Origin of the sequence: Cohaesibacter intestini (assembly GCF_003324485.1) — a bacterium.
Taxonomy (GTDB): Bacteria; Pseudomonadota; Alphaproteobacteria; order Rhizobiales; family Cohaesibacteraceae; genus Cohaesibacter; species Cohaesibacter intestini.
Genome location: NZ_QODK01000002.1, coordinates 1,076,043 through 1,091,921 on the forward strand (window position 1 = coordinate 1,076,043; position 15,879 = coordinate 1,091,921).

Sequence of the window (15,879 nt, forward strand, 5' to 3'; positions counted from 1 at the left end):
TAGAGCAGCAATGGATCATCCAAAGCGCTTCAGCCGTGGCAAAAGCAGACAAACAGTCTACCACACTTTAGGGACAACCGCTCAAAGGATTGGGTATCAATCCCCTCACACAGGCATCACATCGACAGTTCGATGGAGCGATCGCGCGCAGCTTCCGTCGCCTTGGCCATCAGAGGTGGTAACCCCGATCCCTCGTCCATCAAAACCGCCAAGGCCGCAGCAGTGGTGCCCCCCGGCGAGGTGACATTGGTCCGCAAGGTCGCGGCATCCAGATCAGACTGATGCATCAATTCCCCTGCTCCGACCACCGTCTGGCGGGCCAGCAAGGCCGCGACGTCAGGAGCCAATCCCAGAGCTTCCCCGGCTTTCGCCATGGCTTCGACCATATGAAAGACATAAGCGGGACCAGAACCGGAAATCGCCGTCACCGCATCCATCTGCCCTTCATCGCCAACCCAGACAAAAGCCCCCATCGAGGAAAGCAAGGTGGCGGTCACCTCTTTCATGGCTGCATCCACGCCCGCACTGGCAAAGGCAGCGGTCATCCCCCGGCCAACCTGCGCCGGTGTGTTGGGCATCGCACGCACAACCAGCGCGTCTGCACCGAAATGAGCCTTGAACGTCGCAACCGGCGTTCCTGCGGCAACAGAAACGACCACGGTCTTTGGCCCGACCATTGCTTTCAGGCCGGGCAAAACCTTGTCCATCATTTGCGGCTTGATGGCGATCACCACCATGTCGGGGGCATCAACCCCTTCGGCCGATGATGCCAACGTGAAGCCCTTATCCGTCGCCGCCTTGGCAATCTCCTCAGGCTGGCTTGGATCGATGACCACGGTCTTGGACGCATCCAGCCCCATATCGAGCCAGCCTGCCAGCATCGCACCGCCCATTTTGCCAGCCCCAACCAACACCAGAGAAATATCACCAATCGTCATTTTACCTCGCCTTTCTAAGCGCCTGAAACCGAGTATTTTATCGACTTCTGCCACATCGCCTATTGTTTATCAGTTGCAACGGCCAGTATCAGGCAATCAAAGCGCCAAACAAAAAGCCCACCAAAACTGACAGGCTTTCCATTCAGGCCACTTAGTGCCCGTCACCTCTTTCAACGCCACAGCCAATCAGGCGTCGGGCCCGCTTGCCGTGTCCTCAGACCCGCCGAGTTTGGCTTCCAGCACAGCAAGCCGTGCAGCCAGACGATCATTTTCGTCACGCGCCGCTACGGCCATTTCCTTCACCGCTTCAAACTCGTCGCGGGTAACAAGATCCATGTCACCCATCAAGCGCTCCAACTGCGCCCGAATTGCGGTTTCCGCCTCGTCGCGCACCCCTTGGGCCACACCGGCGGCATCGGTCATCAATTTGGCAAATTCGTCAAACAGCCGATTGTTGGTATGGGTCATAGCACTTGCTCCTCGCTGCGGCGGCCTCGGTCTTGCATTGGACCGTGCCTGCCTTTGCCTTCAATCTGTCACTATCTGAGATATAGTATCGCCAGCGATTTTCACAACGAATATTTGCGCTTTCCCTTGACTTGTTGCGATCAAGGCAACACACCCTCTAGACCCATTCATTGAATTGCAGAGGCAAAGCCCGTGACCTTTCTGGCCATTCCCTTCCCGATGATTGATCCCGTTCTTCTGTCTCTTGGTCCCGTTCAGATCCATTGGTATGCCATCGCCTATATTGCGGGCATCCTGCTGGCCTGGAGCTATACCAAGCGTGTTGCCCGACAGTCCCATCTCTGGCCCCATGCCAAAAGTCCGATGAGCAGCCTCGCTCTGGATGATTTCGTTCTCTGGGCCACTGTGGGGATCATTCTGGGGGGACGGCTCGGTTATGTGCTCTTTTACAATTTCGACGCCTATCTTGCCGACCCGACCCAGATTTTTGCGGTCTGGAAGGGTGGAATGGCCTTTCATGGCGGTTTTCTCGGTGTCACGCTGGCGATGGTGCTCTTCGCCCGTGTTCGGTCGATCCCGCTTTTGTCGATGTTCGATCTGATTGCTCTTGCAGCCCCTTTCGGACTGTTGTTTGGCCGCATCGCCAATTTCATCAATTCCGAACTTTGGGGCCGGGTCACCGACCTGCCATGGGGCGTTGTCTTTCCCAATGGCGGCCCGGAGCCACGCCATCCCAGCCAGCTCTATGAAGCCGCGCTCGAAGGCCTGCTGATGCTGATCCTGCTGCGCATTCTCAGCCATTCCCTCGGTGCCCTGAAACGCCCCGGTCTGGTGGCAGGCTGCTTTGTCATTCTTTACGCCCTCTTCCGTTCGCTGGTCGAACTGGTCCGGGTGCCAGATGTCCAGATCGGCTATCTCTCCCATGGCACCACCATGGGCATGTGGCTCTCCGCCCCGATGGTTCTGGCGGGTCTGCTGCTGGTACTCCTTGCCCTGCGCAAACCAGCCGCAATGTGAGAGGCCCCATGCGCGACACCGCAACACCACTTGAAAGCCGCCTCAAAAGGCTGATTACCGCCTCTGGCCCGATTGATCTGGCGACCTATATGAGCCTCTGCCTTGGCGATCCGGAGCATGGCTATTACACCAGACACACACCGATTGGTGCGGACGGTGACTTCACCACGGCACCGGAAATCAGCCAGCTCTTTGGCGAATTGCTCGGCATCTGGATGCTGTCGGTCTGGCAACAGAGCGGATGCCCGTCGCCTTTCCATCTGGTCGAGCTTGGCCCTGGCCGTGGCACACTGATGCAGGACATGGCCCGCACGATCCAGTCCCAGCCGGATGCTTTTGCTGCCCTCCATATTCATCTGGTTGAGATCAGCCCAACCTTGCGCGACCAGCAGGCCCACCGCCTTGAAAGCATCAAACGTCCCATCACGTGGCATGACACGATCGACAGCCTACCCGAAGCGCCCCTCTTCCTCATCGCCAACGAGTTTTTCGACTGTCTCCCGATCCATCAATGGGTCCGAAAGGGCGACTCTTGGCATGAGCGCGTGGTCGGCCTTGATGACAATGGCAACCTCGCCTTCGGCCTTGGCCCGGTCCGGGCGCTAAGTGCCCCATCGCCAGATGCCGAGACAGAAGATGGCGCAATCCTCGAACAATCCCCGGCCAGTGATGCCGTCATGGCCACCCTCGCCCACAAACTGGCCAGCCATGGGGGCGCGGGCCTTTTCATCGATTATGGCTATGCCAAACCCGGCTATGGCGACACCCTACAAGCCATGCGCAATCATGCCTATGCCAACCCCTTGGCCAAACCCGGTGAGCAGGATCTGACGGCCCATGTCAATTTCAGCGCTCTTGCCCACGCGGCAAGCAGCGCCATTCAAACCAATCTGCATGGCCTCACGGTCTCTCCAGCAATCAAGCAGGGCAATTTCCTCCTCGCCATGGGGCTGCTCGAGCGCGCCGGACGCTTGGGTGCAGGCAAGAGCGCCCAAGAGCAGGAAGCCATCCGCGATGCCGTCGAACGCCTAGCCGCACCCGACCAGATGGGCAGTCTATTCCATTGCCTCGCCATTCTGCCTCACCTCTGCCCAATTCCTCCGCTCTCTTGACTTAAAGAGACCCACAAGGAACAGTGGCTTGATCCCGTTCGCCAAGGGATTGACACCCCGATACTTGACACAACCGGAGCCCCCATGCGCATCGAGCATCCTGCCCTCGCCTGCCTACCTGCCATCGATCATGGTTTTTTCACCCGCAAGGGCGGCACCTCCAAGGATACCTATCACAGCCTCAATTGCGGCTATGGATCGGCTGATGATCGCGCACAGGTGACCGAGAATCGTGGCCTTGTCGCCGACAGTCTGGGCGTGGCCCGTAACCGGCTGGTGACCGCCTATCAGGTCCATTCGCCGCTTGCATTGGCCATCGACGCACCGCTCGACCGCGACGCCCTGCCCAAGGTTGATGCGTTGGTCACCAACAAACCGGGCCTTGCCGTGGCGGTCCTGACAGCGGATTGCGGCCCGATCCTTTTTGCCGACAACAAGGCCGGTGTGGTCGCTGCCGCCCATGCTGGTTGGCGCGGAGCCTTTGAGGGCGTTATTGAAGCAACCATCAAAACCATGGAGGAGAATGGTGCCAGCAAGGCCAACATGACGGCCATACTGGGCCCCACCATTTCGCTGGCCAACTACGAAGTGGATGATGGTTTCATGGACCGTTTTACCGCCCGCAACAAGGACTGGAGCCGGTTCTTTGAGGCCGGAGACCGCGATGGCCACAAACAGTTTGATCTGCCCGCCTTTATCCTCGCCCGACTTGAAATGGCAGGGGTCGGGTCTGCCATCAATCTGGATCGCTGCACCTATGGCGAGTCGGACCATTTCTTCAGTTACCGCCGTTCCACCCACCGCAACGAACCCGATTATGGACGGCAAATCGCCGCAATCGCCTTGCGTGATTGACCGCAAGACAGAGTAAATGGCCTATCTGCAAGGCCTTGGAGCTGCCGCTCGATACAAGCAAGGCGAGCGTGGAAACAGGGCCGTCGCGCTTTATCCTGACGGTTTTATCTGCAATGATGGCCTCGACAAAAGGTCAGGTCGAGAGGATTGGATTTATGGCTTTGCATTTTTCCCCTGATGAATATGAGCGTCGCAAGGCGTCCGTTCTGGCGAAAATGGCGGATCGGAAACTGGATGCCCTGCTGATTTTCTCACAGGAAAGCATGTATTGGCTGACCGGCTACGACACGACGGGATTCCACCTGTTCCAGTGTCTGGTGCTGCGCAAGAATGGTGCAACGGACCTTTTGACCCGCTCGGTCGATTTACGGCAGGCCCGACAGACCTCCAACATCGAAACCGTTCACGTCTGGTCAGACCGGGTGAAGAAGAAAGCCTCCCCGGCCATGCAGCTGCGTGGATTGCTTGATGAGCTGGACCTGCTGGGTGCCAAGATCGGCATTGAATATGACAGCCACGGCCTGACAGCCAAGGACGGCAAGACACTGGATGAGTCCTTACGCTCCTTTGCCGACACTGAAGATGCCTCTCGTTTGATTCCCCCCTTGCGCGCCATCAAGTCCGGTGCGGAAATCACCTTCATGCGCAAGGCTGCCGAGCTGACCGATCTGGCGCTGACCGAAACCCTGCCGATCATTCAGGCCGGCGCCGACGAAGGCCGGATCCTTGCCCGCTTGCAAGGCACCATTCTGGAAAATGGTGGTGACTTTGCTGCCAACCATTTCGTGGTCGGGTCAGGGGAAGCCGCGCTTCTTTGTCGCTATCAGGCCGATCGCCGGGTGCTCGACAACAACGATCAGTTGACGCTCGAATGGTCCGGCGCCTTCCGCCACTATCACGCCCCCGCCATGCGCACATTGGTCATTGGCCAACCCTCGGCCCGCCATCGTGAGCTGTTCGAGATCGCCTTAGAGGCACTTGCTGCTGTCGAGGAAATCCTGCGTCCGGGCACCACCTTTGGCGAAGTGTTCGACACCCATGCCCGGGTGATTGACGAAATGGGGGCCAGCAAGCACAGGCTTAATGCCTGCGGTTACAGTGTGGGCGCACGGTTTGCACCAAGCTGGACCGACTGGCCGCTTTTCTATCGTGGCAATGACAATGAAATTTGCCCGAATATGACCTTATTTGCCCATATGATTTTGGTGGATAGTGAAGCAAGCACGGCCATGTGTCTGGGGCGCACCTATTTGACCACCGAAGAGGCACCGGAACCTCTCTCCAAGCTGCCGCTGGACCTGATGATCCGCTAAAGGCTTCTCGACAGGCGAGCATGGCCCCGACCTTCAAGGCGCTGAGATGGAAAACTGTGTCTGGGAGCGTCGTCGTGATGCCCGTGGCGTCAGGGGCAGAGCCTGCGGCTAGGCCGTGAACCGACGGGTGGGACATGGCTTCCAGATCGATAAGAGCCTAACCACTCAGTGTACCCAGACCCAATTGGCCCCAATTGGAACCGTGCAAAACGAAAAATCGGATAAGGTTAAGAATTGGAAAACCCAAGCCGATTATAGTGAAAGAGCAAACGCGGCCATTCTGATGCTCAGTGCGTGAGGAAGGCCGGGTTTTCGTGTGTTTGAGTAAATGTCGATGCGGAGATAGACAATATGCAATCTGTGCAGTCCGGTTTCATCACCAAGCTTGGCCTTGCCGCCCTTCTGGCAGTGTCTCTGGCGGCCTGTTCCAGCAATGGATCGCCAACCCCTCCAGGCACCATTGGCAACAGCTCACCACCTTCCATCACCGAGACCATGCCTCCGGATGACACCCTGATGGATCAGCAGCAGCCAGAGATGGCGGCCAACAATGACGATACGGCCAATCTACCACCTGCCAACCAGATCCCGTCCGCGGCCGAGTCCAACCGCTATCAAACGCCCGCATCGAGCGCGATTCTGACCTTTGAACCGATGGTTGGCGCGCCCAAAACCGTGGCACGGGAATTGTCCTCAGCCCTCGGCATGCGCGTTGCGCAGCATTCCCTGCCGGTTGTTGCCCGCAGCGACAAGAAGGCAACCCATCGCATCAAGGGCTATTTCACCGCCAACCAGTCCGGTGACGACTGTGTGGTCGCCTATGTCTGGGACATTTTCGACGCCTCTGGCAAACGGATCAACCGTGTGACAGGCTCTCAGAAGACCCCCATGGTGTCTACGGACCCTTGGGACAGCGTCAAAGGCCCTGTGCTGGACAAAGTCGCGGTCGATACCGCCGCGAAACTGAAGAGCTGGCATGCCAGCATCTAGAACCAACATCTAGAAAGCGCATCTGGGGCGAACCGCTGGGACAGGAGAGCGCGGACCGAAGACCGCGATCCGATGGGATCGAACCGGAAGCGAATCTGTTTTTCGCCTTCCCGTTATCAGAAGTATCAACCCGACGCCTCATTCCGCCGAGAGGACGGCAGCCCCAGTAGACTGGCCGCATTTTTCATCCTTTCTCAACGACACCTCCCAAATGATGCACCCGACTGTGTGCTTTTAGGCGTAAAATTGGCGCAACGCTGTCACTGAAACTTTACATTCACCAGCTTCCATGCTTACAACGCCCCTGTCACAGGGCGTATCGGAGCCATCCCCGCATCCAAAGGCTCCCATCTCATCGAATCGACAGGGCACAGGATTCATGAAACTTCTCTCCGGCAATTCCAATCTCACCCTCACCAAACGCATTGCCGACTATCTCGGCATCGAAATCAGCGACGTTTCCGTCCGCCGCTTTGCGGATCAGGAAATCTTCGTTGAAGTGCATGAAAATGTACGTGGTGAGGACGTGTTCGTGGTTCAGCCAACTTCTTACCCGGCCAATGACCACCTGATGGAACTTCTCATCATCATTGACGCATTGCGCCGAGCGTCTGCGCGCCGCATCACGGCCGTCATTCCATATTTCGGCTATGCGCGTCAGGATCGCAAACCTGGCCCACGCACGCCGATTTCGGCCAAATTGGTTGCCAATCTGATCTCCAATGCCGGGGCCGATCGCGTCCTGACCCTCGATTTGCACGCAGCCCAGATTCAGGGCTTCTTCGACATTCCAACCGACAACCTTTATGCAGCACCAGTTTTGTCCCGTGACATTCTGGAGCGCAACGAAGTCGAGAATGTCATGGTGGTCTCCCCTGACGTGGGCGGCGTGGTTCGTGCCCGTGCATTGGCCAAGCGCATCGGAGCGCCTCTGGCGATCGTTGACAAACGCCGTGAGCGCGCGGGCGAATCCGAAGTCATGAACATCATCGGTGACGTCTCCGGCCGCAACTGCATTCTGGTCGATGACATCATCGATTCCGGCGGCACCCTGTGCAACGCCGCTGAAGCCCTGATCAACAAAGGCGCGGAATCGGTCACCGCTTACATCACCCACGGCGTCCTGTCCGGTGGCGCGGTTGCCCGCATCACCGCATCCAAGCTGCGCGAACTGGTGATCACCGATTCCATCGAGCCAACCGAGGCCATCATCAATGCCCATAATATCCGGGTCTTGAGCGCCTCCAATCTGCTCGGCGAAGCCATTTCGCGCACCGCCAACGAACAGTCAGTATCGAGTCTCTTTGATTAAGGGTTTGGCGCAGCCAAACCCGTCCCCAGCGGCAAGCGCTTTTGCAAAGCAAAACGCCGAGAGCCCAGCGTTTCGCACAGCGAAACGCACCAATGTCGCAACGAACTCTAAGCCCTCAGCGGCAGGCGCTTTTGCAAAGCAAAACGCCGATAGCCTTACAAAAAAAGCCCGGTCACCGACCGGGCTCTTTTGATCGACATTCGCCTCACACCGACGGTCGATAAAGCGCCAGTTTGGCACCAAAACCGAGGAAAACCACACCGGTCACACCCTTCAGCCATCTCTGGAAGACACCATTTTGGGCCATCGTCGTCAGTCTGGACAGCAGAAGCACCATCGCACCGAACCAGATCGCATTGATCACAGAATGCACGAAGACCAACGTAAAGGACGCTGCGACCGATGTTTCTCCGATGGTTATGAATTGCGGAAAGGCTGCCAGATAAAACATCGAAACCTTCGGATTGAGTGCATTAGTCAGAAGGCCCTCAAAATAGGCGCCAATCAGGCGTCGCTTTCTTTTGGCGGGCTGGACAGAAGCACCCGCAGAGCCACCTTTGTAAGCCGCAATCAGCGACTTGATGCCGATCCAGCACAAATAGGCAGCCCCGACATATTTGACGATCGCAAAAGCCGTTGCCGATTTCACAAGCAGAATGGAAATACCCATAATCGCCATCGCACCATGCAAATAGAAACCTGTGACGAACCCCGCCACATTGGCGAAACCCGCAGCGCGCCCGGACGTCGGAACGGTTCTGGCAATCAGCACCCCATTGGGGCCGGGCGAGATAACCAGCAAACTGGCCACAAATGCAAATGTAAGAATCTCGGATAGTGTCATCGCAGTCCCCCTAATGAGCGTTCCACGCTACGCACATTTCCTCAGAAACACAATATGAGCGCGCGACCGAGTCCAAGCCGAACAAATGTTGAAAGCGCCCCCAATCCGCATTTTCCCATAGGCGATCTCTCAACAACCGCCTATATAAGAGCCATGATGAATAGCGCTATCAATTGGACCGACCTGTTCAGAGAGCTGATCACGATTTTCGTCGTGATCGATCCGATCGGCTCCATTCCTGTCTATCTGTTTGCAGTCCAATCGGTGCCAGCCCATTTGCATCGACGCTTTGCTGTGCGCGCTGTTGCGATTGCCACCCTTGTGTTGCTGGCCTTCCTGATTGGCGGGCAAGTCGTTCTTGAAACCATCGGCTTGCGCCTTGGCTCCTTTCAGATTGCCGGAGGCCTTGTCCTTTTCCTGTTTGCTCTGAGCATGATTTTCGGTGAATCAAAGCCCAATCTGGAAATCGCCGAAGCGGAACGGGACCATTTATCGAGCGCCGTCTTCCCCCTTGCCATCCCAAGCATCGCATCCCCCGGGGCCATGCTCGCCATTGTCATTCTCACCGAGAATCGCAGCAACACGCTCGCCGAGCAAACTGTCACGGCAAGCCTATTGCTTCTCGTCTTGCTCTTCACTTTGCTATTGCTGCTGGCGGCGACCTTCATCTTCAAACTGATCGGCAAGACTGGTGCCTCCATCATCTCACGCGTGATGGGGCTGATCCTCGCCACCATTGCCGTTGACGCCATCCTCAATGGTCTGGATGCTGTCGGCATATTGGAAGTGGCTAACACTGGACCCCCTGCCCTTTGAGCAGGCTTTGCCGATTGGCAGCATTCAGACCATCAGAATGACGCCCAAAACAGCAAAAAACCGCACCTTTGCGCCCTTTGCCTGCTTGCCATCGTCGCCATCTTGCCCTATAAGCCCTCCAGCTGCCTCTACACCCTTGGAGGAGTTGCAGCAAATGGGCCGATGGATCGGCCCTTTTTTGATCTTTTTAGGAGTTCTCAAATGGCTGAATTTGAATTCAAAGCAGAACGCCGTGACCGGGCCGGTAAGGGGGCCGCTCGTGCATTGCGTCGCGCTGGCCGCGTACCTGCCGTAATCTATGGCGACAAGAAAGACCCCATCTCCATTTCCATCCCTTACAAGGAAACGGAATTGCAGATCCAGAAGGGCGGCTTTCTGTCCCACGTCATCACCGTTGATATTGATGGCGAGAAAATCCGCGTGATCCCACGTGACTACCAGCTCGACGTTGTCCGTGACTTCCCTGTCCATGTTGATTTCCTGCGCGTTTCCCGCAGCACCAAAATCACTGTTGGTGTGCATGTTACGTTCCTCAACGAAGAGACCTGCCCAGGCCTCAAGCGTGGTGGTGCTTTGAACATTGTGCGCCGTGAAGTGGAAGTCCTGTGCCCAGCGACTGAAATTCCAGAATCCATCGTCATCGATCTGAAAGACGCTGACCTCGGTGATTCCATCCACATTTCCGCAGTTGCTCTGCCGGAAGGTGTGACCCCAACCATCACTGATCGCGACTTCACCATCGTCACCATCGCTGCTCCTGCCGGCTTCAATGAAGCAGAAGAAGGCGAAGAAGACGAAGCAGCGGAAGCTGAATAATAGGTCCTGTCTAACAGAACCTGACGAAATCAGGGTTCGGGAGGATATTCCATGTATCTGCTTGTCGGACTTGGTAACCCCGGACCCAAATATGCGTCCAACCGCCACAATATCGGCTTCATGGCAGTGGACGAGATCGCCCGCCAGCACAATTTTTCCCCTTGGCGGCGCAAATTTCAGGGTGAAGTCTGTGAAGGCCAGATCGGTCGCCACAAAGCCCTGTTGCTCAAGCCTACCACCTATATGAATGAATCCGGTCGCTCTGTTGCGGAAGCCTGTCGCTTCTACAAGATTGAGCCGAAGGATGTCTTCGTCTATCACGACGAGCTTGATTTGGCCCCCGGCAAGGTCAAGGCCAAGCTTGGTGGCGGTGTCGCGGGACACAATGGCTTGCGCTCCACCGGAGCCCATATCGGCAACGATTTTCATCGCGTCCGTCTGGGGATCGGCCATCCGGGCCGTGACCGGGTCACTCAATGGGTGCTGGGCGATTTTGCCAAGGCCGATCGTGATTGGCTCGAGCCATTGATCGATGCGCTCGCCAAGTCTGCACCAAGCCTTTTGGCCGGAGATCTCGGCCGCTTCATGACAGATTTCAGCCACACGCTGAACCCTCCCGTCAATGGCCACAAAAAGGCGCGCCCGGAGAACAAGGCCGAGCAGAACCAACCAGATAATTCAGACAAATCAGTCAAATCAGTCAAATCAGACAAGGGCGCGACGCCAACAAGCACGTCGGACGCGGCCCCGAAAAACGCAATGGCCGAAGCTCTCAAGAAGCTGATGTCGGTCAAGAAGGATAACTAGTATGGGTTTCAAATGCGGCATTGTCGGCCTGCCCAACGTCGGCAAATCCACCCTGTTCAACGCACTGACCAAAACGGCAGCCGCTCAGGCCGCCAACTATCCCTTCTGCACCATTGAACCAAATACCGGTGACGTGGCCGTGCCGGATTCCCGCATGGATGCCATCGCCAAGGTTGCTGGGTCCAAGGAAATCATCCCGACCCGCCTCACCTTCGTTGACATTGCCGGTCTGGTGCGTGGTGCCTCCAAGGGTGAAGGCCTCGGCAACCAGTTCCTTGCCAACATCCGCGAAGTGGACGCCATTGTCCATGTCTTGCGCTGCTTTGAAGACGAAGACATCACCCATGTCGAAGGCAAGATCGATCCGGTGGTCGATGCCGACACGGTGGAAACCGAGCTGATGATCTCTGATATGGAGAGCCTTGAGCGCCGCGTCGCCAACCTGCGCAAGCGCGGCCAGACCGGCGACAAGGAAGCCAAGCTTCAGGTCGCCCTGATGGACCGCATTCTCGAGCTGCTGCATGACGGCAAACCTGCCCGCATGCTCGACACGGCGGACGAAGAAGAACGCAAGGCCGTCAAGGCCCTCAACCTGCTGACCACCAAACCAGTGCTTTATGTCTGCAACGTCGACGAAGAAAGCACAGCCACAGGCAACAGCTTCTCCAAAGCGGTCGAGGAAATGGCCGCCGCGCAGGGCAACGGCGCCGTGGTCATTTCGGCCGCCATTGAAGCCGAAATTTCTCAGCTGGACGCAGAGGAACAGGAAGAATTCCTCGAAACCCTCGGGCTGGAAGAACCGGGCCTCGACCGGATGATCCGCGCTGGCTATGACCTGTTGCACCTGATCACCTATTTCACCGCAGGTCCGAAAGAAACCCGCGCATGGACCGTGACCAAAGGCTCCCGTGCCCCGCAAGCTGCTGGCGTCATTCATACCGATTTCGAGCGTGGCTTCATTCGCGCCCAGACCATCGCTTATGATGATTATGTCTCTCTGGGTGGCGAGACCGCGGCCAAGGAAGCGGGCAAGGCGCGCGACGAAGGCAAGGAATATGTGGTGCAGGACGGCGACGTCATGCTCTTCAAGTTCAACACTTGATCACGCCAACAACCACACATAAAAAAACCGGTCTGGATTGCTCCAGACCGGTTTTTTGTTGTCTGAGCGGCAAGTCTTACTTGCGGACACCTTCAACATTCAAGGTCAGATCGATGGTTCCGAAATCCATTTTGAAACCATAATCTTTCAACGCAATCGAAGTGGTGCCTTTGAAGCCTGCACGATAGCCACCCCAAGGGTCTTTGCCTTCACCAACGAATTCTGCATCGATCACCACTGGCTTGGTTACACCGCGCAAGGTGAAGTCGCCCGTGATTTTGGCGGTTTTGTCGCCGGTCAGCTCAATGCCGGTGGATACGAAGGACGCAGTTGGATATTTGCTGACTTCCAGGAAATCGGCGGTGCGCAAATGCTTGTCACGCTCGGCATGATTGGTATCAACGCTGTCTGTTTCGATTTCGACCGCCACTTTGGAGGCTGCCGGAGCATCCTTGTCGTAGGAGAAGTCACCACTAAAGGTGTTGAAGCGACCGGTGGTGTAAGAAATACCAAGGTGAGACGCAGAAAAAGCGATGGAAGCGTGCGCCCCTTGGGTGTCAATCACATAGTCAGCAGCCAGTGCAGGGCTGGCAACTGCAGCAGCGAGACCGAGGCCGCCAACAACGGCGAAAGCGCGAAGATTTTTGATGAACATGGGAAGATTCCTTTTGAGTGGGAGATGTTACGTTTAAGATCCAGTTTGAAGCAAGGTCGCCCTAGCCGCGAAGCATGCGCTTCAGGGTAACGTCCTTATCGAGAAAATGATGTTTGAGAGCTGCCAGCGCGTGAAATCCGGCCAAGCCAATCACGCCCCATGCGAGCCATTCATGGACAAGACCGGCGACATCTTCCAAGCCGCGTTGCTCGATGAGCGAGGGCACTTCGAACAGACCGAACACGGCGATGCCGCGGCCATCAGCGGTGGAAATGAAATAGCCGGACACCATGATGACCAGAAGCAGACCATAAAAGGCCAGATGCGCCACGTGCGAGCCAAGTCGCTCCCAGCGGCCCAGATGATTATCGGACGGTACTTTGTTCACCTGACGCCAAACAAAGCGGAGCAGCAGCAAAGCCAGCAGAAGCAAGCCAACCGATTTATGCAAATCCGGCGCAGATCGATAATATGGGCTGTAATAGTCGAGCCCGCGCATCCATATTCCCAGCCCAAACATTATGAATATCGCCAAGGCCATACCCCAATGCAACAGACGGGAAAGCCATCCATAGGTACTATCACTGTTCTTGATGGTCATGTGCGGGTCCATTCATGATCTACAACTCATTGCTACGCACTGTTTCATGCCTTCATATACATAACAGTGCCGATGGCTGATAAAATGGAGTGCCAATGCTGAGACTTAAACACCAGAATTGGCAATTCATAATCAATGATGTATTGATAATCCCATGGATACACTTTTGGGGATGCGCACCTTCTGCGCCGTGGTCAATGAAGGCTCCTTCATCAAGGGTGCCGAAAGCCTTGACATGTCAGCCGCCTTGGCCAGCAAATATGTCGGTCAGTTGGAGGAGCGCCTTGGCGTGCGGTTGCTGAATCGCACCACCCGCTCCATGGCCCTGACGGAAGCGGGGCAGGCCTATTTTGATGAATGTGCCCAGCTGATTGCCGATTTTGACATGCTGGAGACGGTCACGCGGGATCGACAGGCCACACCGGTGGGCCATTTGCGGATCTCCGCCCCGGTCTCCTTTGGTCAGGACCGCCTGACGGAGGCTCTTGCTGCCTTCTTGCGACAGCATCCGGGCATTTCCATTGAAACCAAGCTGACCGATCGCTTCGTCAATATCGTCAACGAAGGCTATGACATGGCAATCCGTATCGGCAAACTTGAGGATTCAAGCCTCATTGCCCGCAAATTGCTGCCAATTTCTATCAGCTTCTTTGCCGCGCCAACTTATCTCGCTGCCCATGGCACCCCGCAACACCCCGAAGACCTGCTCGCCCATCAATGCATCGTCGACATGAATCATCGAGGCCGCAACAATTGGCAGTTTGAGACGGATGAGGGCACACGGATGATCAGTGTCAAAGGACAGTATCTCACTGACAGCGCCGATTCCTGCCGCATGATGGCCCTTTGTGGCCTTGGCATAGGCTGCGCGCCCTCCTTCGTGGTTGAAGATGACATCAGGAACGGGCATTTGGTCCCCCTGCTGACGGATCTCACCCATGCTGAGCATAATCTGTATGCGCTTTACCCTCACAGCCGCCACGTGGCCAGCAAGGTGCGCCTTTGTGTCGATTTCCTCGCGCACTATTTTGCCGATGGCAATCCCGCCCTTTCGTCGCGGTAATCAGAGCAGCAGCTGTCAGGCAACAAAAAAGCCGGGCTTGAACCAAGCTCGGCTATTGACGATCCGCCAGGGATCAATTGTCCGGTCTCCATGCTGCGGCATCCCCACGGCTTACCGCACTGCAGCAACGGTATTTAAGCCAACAAGATTATAGAGTGGGCAGACGCGGAAAATACCGGAAATGTAAGGAGCAAGTCCAAGCAATCCCCACCAGCCAACTGGTTCGAAGAAAATCATTCCGAGCAGCACGAACCCAATAATGATCCGAAACGTGCGATCGGTAGAGCCAACATTTTCTCTCATGAGCCTTCTCCCTTATTGTCATACAAGGGAGATTGTACCGCAAAACTACGCAATTTCGGTTGGTACGCCCGTATATGTGCGCATCGGTCACAGATCCAAAAGTCGATAAAGGTAGACACAACACGGAGAAGTTGGTCGCAACTTCATTGTAAGTGTTTGAAATTAATAAACATTGCTTTCGCCTCCGCCTTTTGTAAAGCTATGAATAAAACAGTGGAGAACAAAAAAAGCCACCCCATTTTTGCATAGCAGGGTGGCTTCCACAGATGGCATCAAACGGATCGCGCGTAAGTCGCCCGATTTACAATCTCAAAGACCTTCAAAAGCCATCAAAGTATGCACTTCGATGCCTTTCTCGCGCAGCAAGGCTGCACCGCCCAAATCAGGCAAATCGATCACGAAAGAAGCAGCGACAATCTCGCCACCAACCCGGTCGAGCAGATCAAAGGCCGCCACAGCCGTTCCGCCAGTGGCAATCAGGTCATCAATCAGCAGGATTTTCTCCCCCGGAGCGATCGCATCTGCATGCAGCTCAATCCGGTCGGTGCCATATTCGAGCGCATAGTCCTGACCGACCACCTCGCCGGGCAGCTTGCCCTGCTTGCGGATCGGCACAAAACCGACGCCCAGCAGATCGGCAATCGCCCCACCAAAAATGAAGCCACGGGCCTCGATGCCTGCCACTTTGGAAATGCCCTTGCCCTGATAAGGTGCCGCCAGTTCGCGCACCGACTGACGAAATCCCTCGCCATGCGCGATCAGGCTGGTGATATCGCGGAAGATAATCCCGGCTTTGGGATAATCCGGAATCGACCGGATCAGGCTTTTGAGGTCGAGTGCTTCACTGGTTTGCATGGGTTGCTCCAC

Annotated in this window: 18 protein-coding genes; 11 read left to right on the forward strand and 7 right to left on the reverse strand. The window is 56.2% G+C overall.

The annotated features are described in order from the left end of the window. Window positions 1-116: 116 nt before the first annotated feature. Both proC and DSD30_RS10520 read right to left on the reverse strand, forming a co-directional pair. Window positions 117-938, reverse strand: a complete 822-nt coding sequence (gene proC, locus DSD30_RS10515) for a pyrroline-5-carboxylate reductase (RefSeq protein ID WP_114009560.1) — start codon at window positions 936-938, stop codon at window positions 117-119. 186 nt (window positions 939-1,124) lie between these two features. Then, window positions 1,125-1,406: an accessory factor UbiK family protein gene (locus DSD30_RS10520; RefSeq protein ID WP_114009561.1), complete on the reverse strand. Its 282-nt coding sequence runs from the start codon at window positions 1,404-1,406 to the stop codon at window positions 1,125-1,127. A gap of 219 nt (window positions 1,407-1,625) precedes the next feature. On the opposite strand from DSD30_RS10520, the gene lgt reads away from it, so the two are divergent. The 6 genes from lgt to DSD30_RS10550 all read left to right on the forward strand — a co-directional run bounded on the left by lgt (window position 1,626) and on the right by DSD30_RS10550 (window position 8,005). Further along, window positions 1,626-2,423 (forward strand): prolipoprotein diacylglyceryl transferase, encoded by a 798-nt coding sequence (gene lgt / locus DSD30_RS10525; protein WP_114009718.1) that lies wholly within the window; start codon window positions 1,626-1,628, stop codon window positions 2,421-2,423. 8 nt (window positions 2,424-2,431) lie between these two features. Continuing rightward, window positions 2,432-3,535 carry a class I SAM-dependent methyltransferase gene (locus DSD30_RS10530; RefSeq protein WP_114009562.1) on the forward strand — a complete coding sequence of 368 codons (1,104 nt, stop codon included), beginning with the start codon at window positions 2,432-2,434 and terminating at the stop codon, window positions 3,533-3,535. An 84-nt stretch (window positions 3,536-3,619) separates the two neighbouring features. After that, window positions 3,620-4,390 (forward strand): peptidoglycan editing factor PgeF, encoded by a 771-nt coding sequence (pgeF, locus tag DSD30_RS10535; RefSeq protein WP_114009563.1) that lies wholly within the window; start codon window positions 3,620-3,622, stop codon window positions 4,388-4,390. Window positions 4,391-4,545: 155 nt separating this feature from the next. Next, window positions 4,546-5,703 (forward strand): M24 family metallopeptidase, encoded by a 1,158-nt coding sequence (locus tag DSD30_RS10540; protein WP_114009719.1) that lies wholly within the window; start codon window positions 4,546-4,548, stop codon window positions 5,701-5,703. Window positions 5,704-6,054: 351 nt separating this feature from the next. After that, window positions 6,055-6,693, forward strand: coding sequence for a hypothetical protein (locus DSD30_RS10545; protein ID WP_114009564.1), 639 nt, complete (start codon window positions 6,055-6,057; stop codon window positions 6,691-6,693). A gap of 379 nt (window positions 6,694-7,072) precedes the next feature. Beyond that, window positions 7,073-8,005 (forward strand): ribose-phosphate pyrophosphokinase, encoded by a 933-nt coding sequence (locus tag DSD30_RS10550; protein WP_114009565.1) that lies wholly within the window; start codon window positions 7,073-7,075, stop codon window positions 8,003-8,005. A 205-nt stretch (window positions 8,006-8,210) separates the two neighbouring features. Here DSD30_RS10550 and DSD30_RS10555 read toward each other — a convergent pair whose 3' ends face one another. Beyond that, entirely contained in the window at window positions 8,211-8,849 is a 639-nt protein-coding gene (locus DSD30_RS10555; RefSeq protein WP_114009566.1) for a LysE family translocator, read from the reverse strand. A gap of 156 nt (window positions 8,850-9,005) precedes the next feature. Here DSD30_RS10555 and DSD30_RS10560 point away from each other — a divergent pair, with 156 nt between their 5' ends. The 4 genes from DSD30_RS10560 to ychF all read left to right on the forward strand — a co-directional run bounded on the left by DSD30_RS10560 (window position 9,006) and on the right by ychF (window position 12,390). Then, window positions 9,006-9,665 (forward strand): MarC family protein, encoded by a 660-nt coding sequence (locus DSD30_RS10560; protein ID WP_198662893.1) that lies wholly within the window; start codon window positions 9,006-9,008, stop codon window positions 9,663-9,665. A gap of 201 nt (window positions 9,666-9,866) precedes the next feature. After that, on the forward strand, window positions 9,867-10,481 hold the full coding sequence (locus DSD30_RS10565; RefSeq protein WP_114009568.1) for a 50S ribosomal protein L25/general stress protein Ctc: 615 nt from the start codon (window positions 9,867-9,869) through the stop codon (window positions 10,479-10,481). Window positions 10,482-10,532: 51 nt separating this feature from the next. Then, window positions 10,533-11,288, forward strand: coding sequence for an aminoacyl-tRNA hydrolase (pth, locus tag DSD30_RS10570; RefSeq protein WP_114009569.1), 756 nt, complete (start codon window positions 10,533-10,535; stop codon window positions 11,286-11,288). 1 nt (window position 11,289) lies between these two features. Beyond that, window positions 11,290-12,390 carry a redox-regulated ATPase YchF gene (gene ychF, locus DSD30_RS10575; RefSeq protein WP_114009570.1) on the forward strand — a complete coding sequence of 367 codons (1,101 nt, stop codon included), beginning with the start codon at window positions 11,290-11,292 and terminating at the stop codon, window positions 12,388-12,390. A 76-nt stretch (window positions 12,391-12,466) separates the two neighbouring features. On the opposite strand, the gene DSD30_RS10580 is transcribed toward ychF, so the two are convergent. Further along, entirely contained in the window at window positions 12,467-13,045 is a 579-nt protein-coding gene (locus DSD30_RS10580) for a YceI family protein (protein ID WP_114009571.1), read from the reverse strand. 61 nt (window positions 13,046-13,106) lie between these two features. Further along, a complete protein-coding gene (locus DSD30_RS10585; protein WP_114009720.1) occupies window positions 13,107-13,646 on the reverse strand; it encodes a cytochrome b in 540 nt (179 codons plus the stop codon). Window positions 13,647-13,800: 154 nt separating this feature from the next. Between DSD30_RS10585 and DSD30_RS10590 the strand changes: the two genes are divergently transcribed. Next, entirely contained in the window at window positions 13,801-14,709 is a 909-nt protein-coding gene (locus DSD30_RS10590; RefSeq protein WP_114009572.1) for a LysR family transcriptional regulator, read from the forward strand. Between the two features lie 111 nt (window positions 14,710-14,820). Here DSD30_RS10590 and DSD30_RS10595 read toward each other — a convergent pair whose 3' ends face one another. Both DSD30_RS10595 and DSD30_RS10600 read right to left on the reverse strand, forming a co-directional pair. Further along, the gene (locus tag DSD30_RS10595; RefSeq protein WP_114009573.1) at window positions 14,821-15,012 is read right to left on the reverse strand and encodes a YgaP family membrane protein; all 192 of its coding nucleotides are present in this window, start codon (window positions 15,010-15,012) and stop codon (window positions 14,821-14,823) included. A gap of 309 nt (window positions 15,013-15,321) precedes the next feature. Further along, on the reverse strand, window positions 15,322-15,867 hold the full coding sequence (locus DSD30_RS10600) for an adenine phosphoribosyltransferase (protein WP_114009574.1): 546 nt from the start codon (window positions 15,865-15,867) through the stop codon (window positions 15,322-15,324). Window positions 15,868-15,879 lie beyond the last annotated feature (12 nt).

Excerpts from the sequence above, each read along its gene's own strand:
- DSD30_RS10560 (WP_198662893.1), top strand. The coding sequence starts at position 9,006 with ATGAATAGCGCTATCAATTGGACCGACCTGTTCAGAGAGCTGATCACG.
- DSD30_RS10590 (WP_114009572.1), top strand. The coding sequence starts at position 13,801 with ATGGATACACTTTTGGGGATGCGCACCTTCTGCGCCGTGGTCAATGAA.
- DSD30_RS10595 (WP_114009573.1), bottom strand. The coding sequence starts at position 15,012 with ATGAGAGAAAATGTTGGCTCTACCGATCGCACGTTTCGGATCATTATT.
- DSD30_RS10585 (WP_114009720.1), bottom strand. The coding sequence starts at position 13,646 with ATGACCATCAAGAACAGTGATAGTACCTATGGATGGCTTTCCCGTCTG.
- DSD30_RS10545 (WP_114009564.1), top strand. The coding sequence starts at position 6,055 with ATGCAATCTGTGCAGTCCGGTTTCATCACCAAGCTTGGCCTTGCCGCC.
- DSD30_RS10550 (WP_114009565.1), top strand. The coding sequence starts at position 7,073 with ATGAAACTTCTCTCCGGCAATTCCAATCTCACCCTCACCAAACGCATT.
- pgeF (WP_114009563.1), top strand. The coding sequence starts at position 3,620 with ATGCGCATCGAGCATCCTGCCCTCGCCTGCCTACCTGCCATCGATCAT.
- ychF (WP_114009570.1), top strand. The coding sequence starts at position 11,290 with ATGGGTTTCAAATGCGGCATTGTCGGCCTGCCCAACGTCGGCAAATCC.
- DSD30_RS10600 (WP_114009574.1), bottom strand. The coding sequence starts at position 15,867 with ATGCAAACCAGTGAAGCACTCGACCTCAAAAGCCTGATCCGGTCGATT.
- DSD30_RS10555 (WP_114009566.1), bottom strand. The coding sequence starts at position 8,849 with ATGACACTATCCGAGATTCTTACATTTGCATTTGTGGCCAGTTTGCTG.
- DSD30_RS10580 (WP_114009571.1), bottom strand. The coding sequence starts at position 13,045 with ATGTTCATCAAAAATCTTCGCGCTTTCGCCGTTGTTGGCGGCCTCGGT.
- DSD30_RS10530 (WP_114009562.1), top strand. The coding sequence starts at position 2,432 with ATGCGCGACACCGCAACACCACTTGAAAGCCGCCTCAAAAGGCTGATT.
- DSD30_RS10540 (WP_114009719.1), top strand. The coding sequence starts at position 4,546 with ATGGCTTTGCATTTTTCCCCTGATGAATATGAGCGTCGCAAGGCGTCC.
- DSD30_RS10520 (WP_114009561.1), bottom strand. The coding sequence starts at position 1,406 with ATGACCCATACCAACAATCGGCTGTTTGACGAATTTGCCAAATTGATG.
- pth (WP_114009569.1), top strand. The coding sequence starts at position 10,533 with ATGTATCTGCTTGTCGGACTTGGTAACCCCGGACCCAAATATGCGTCC.
- lgt (WP_114009718.1), top strand. The coding sequence starts at position 1,626 with ATGATTGATCCCGTTCTTCTGTCTCTTGGTCCCGTTCAGATCCATTGG.
- DSD30_RS10565 (WP_114009568.1), top strand. The coding sequence starts at position 9,867 with ATGGCTGAATTTGAATTCAAAGCAGAACGCCGTGACCGGGCCGGTAAG.
- proC (WP_114009560.1), bottom strand. The coding sequence starts at position 938 with ATGACGATTGGTGATATTTCTCTGGTGTTGGTTGGGGCTGGCAAAATG.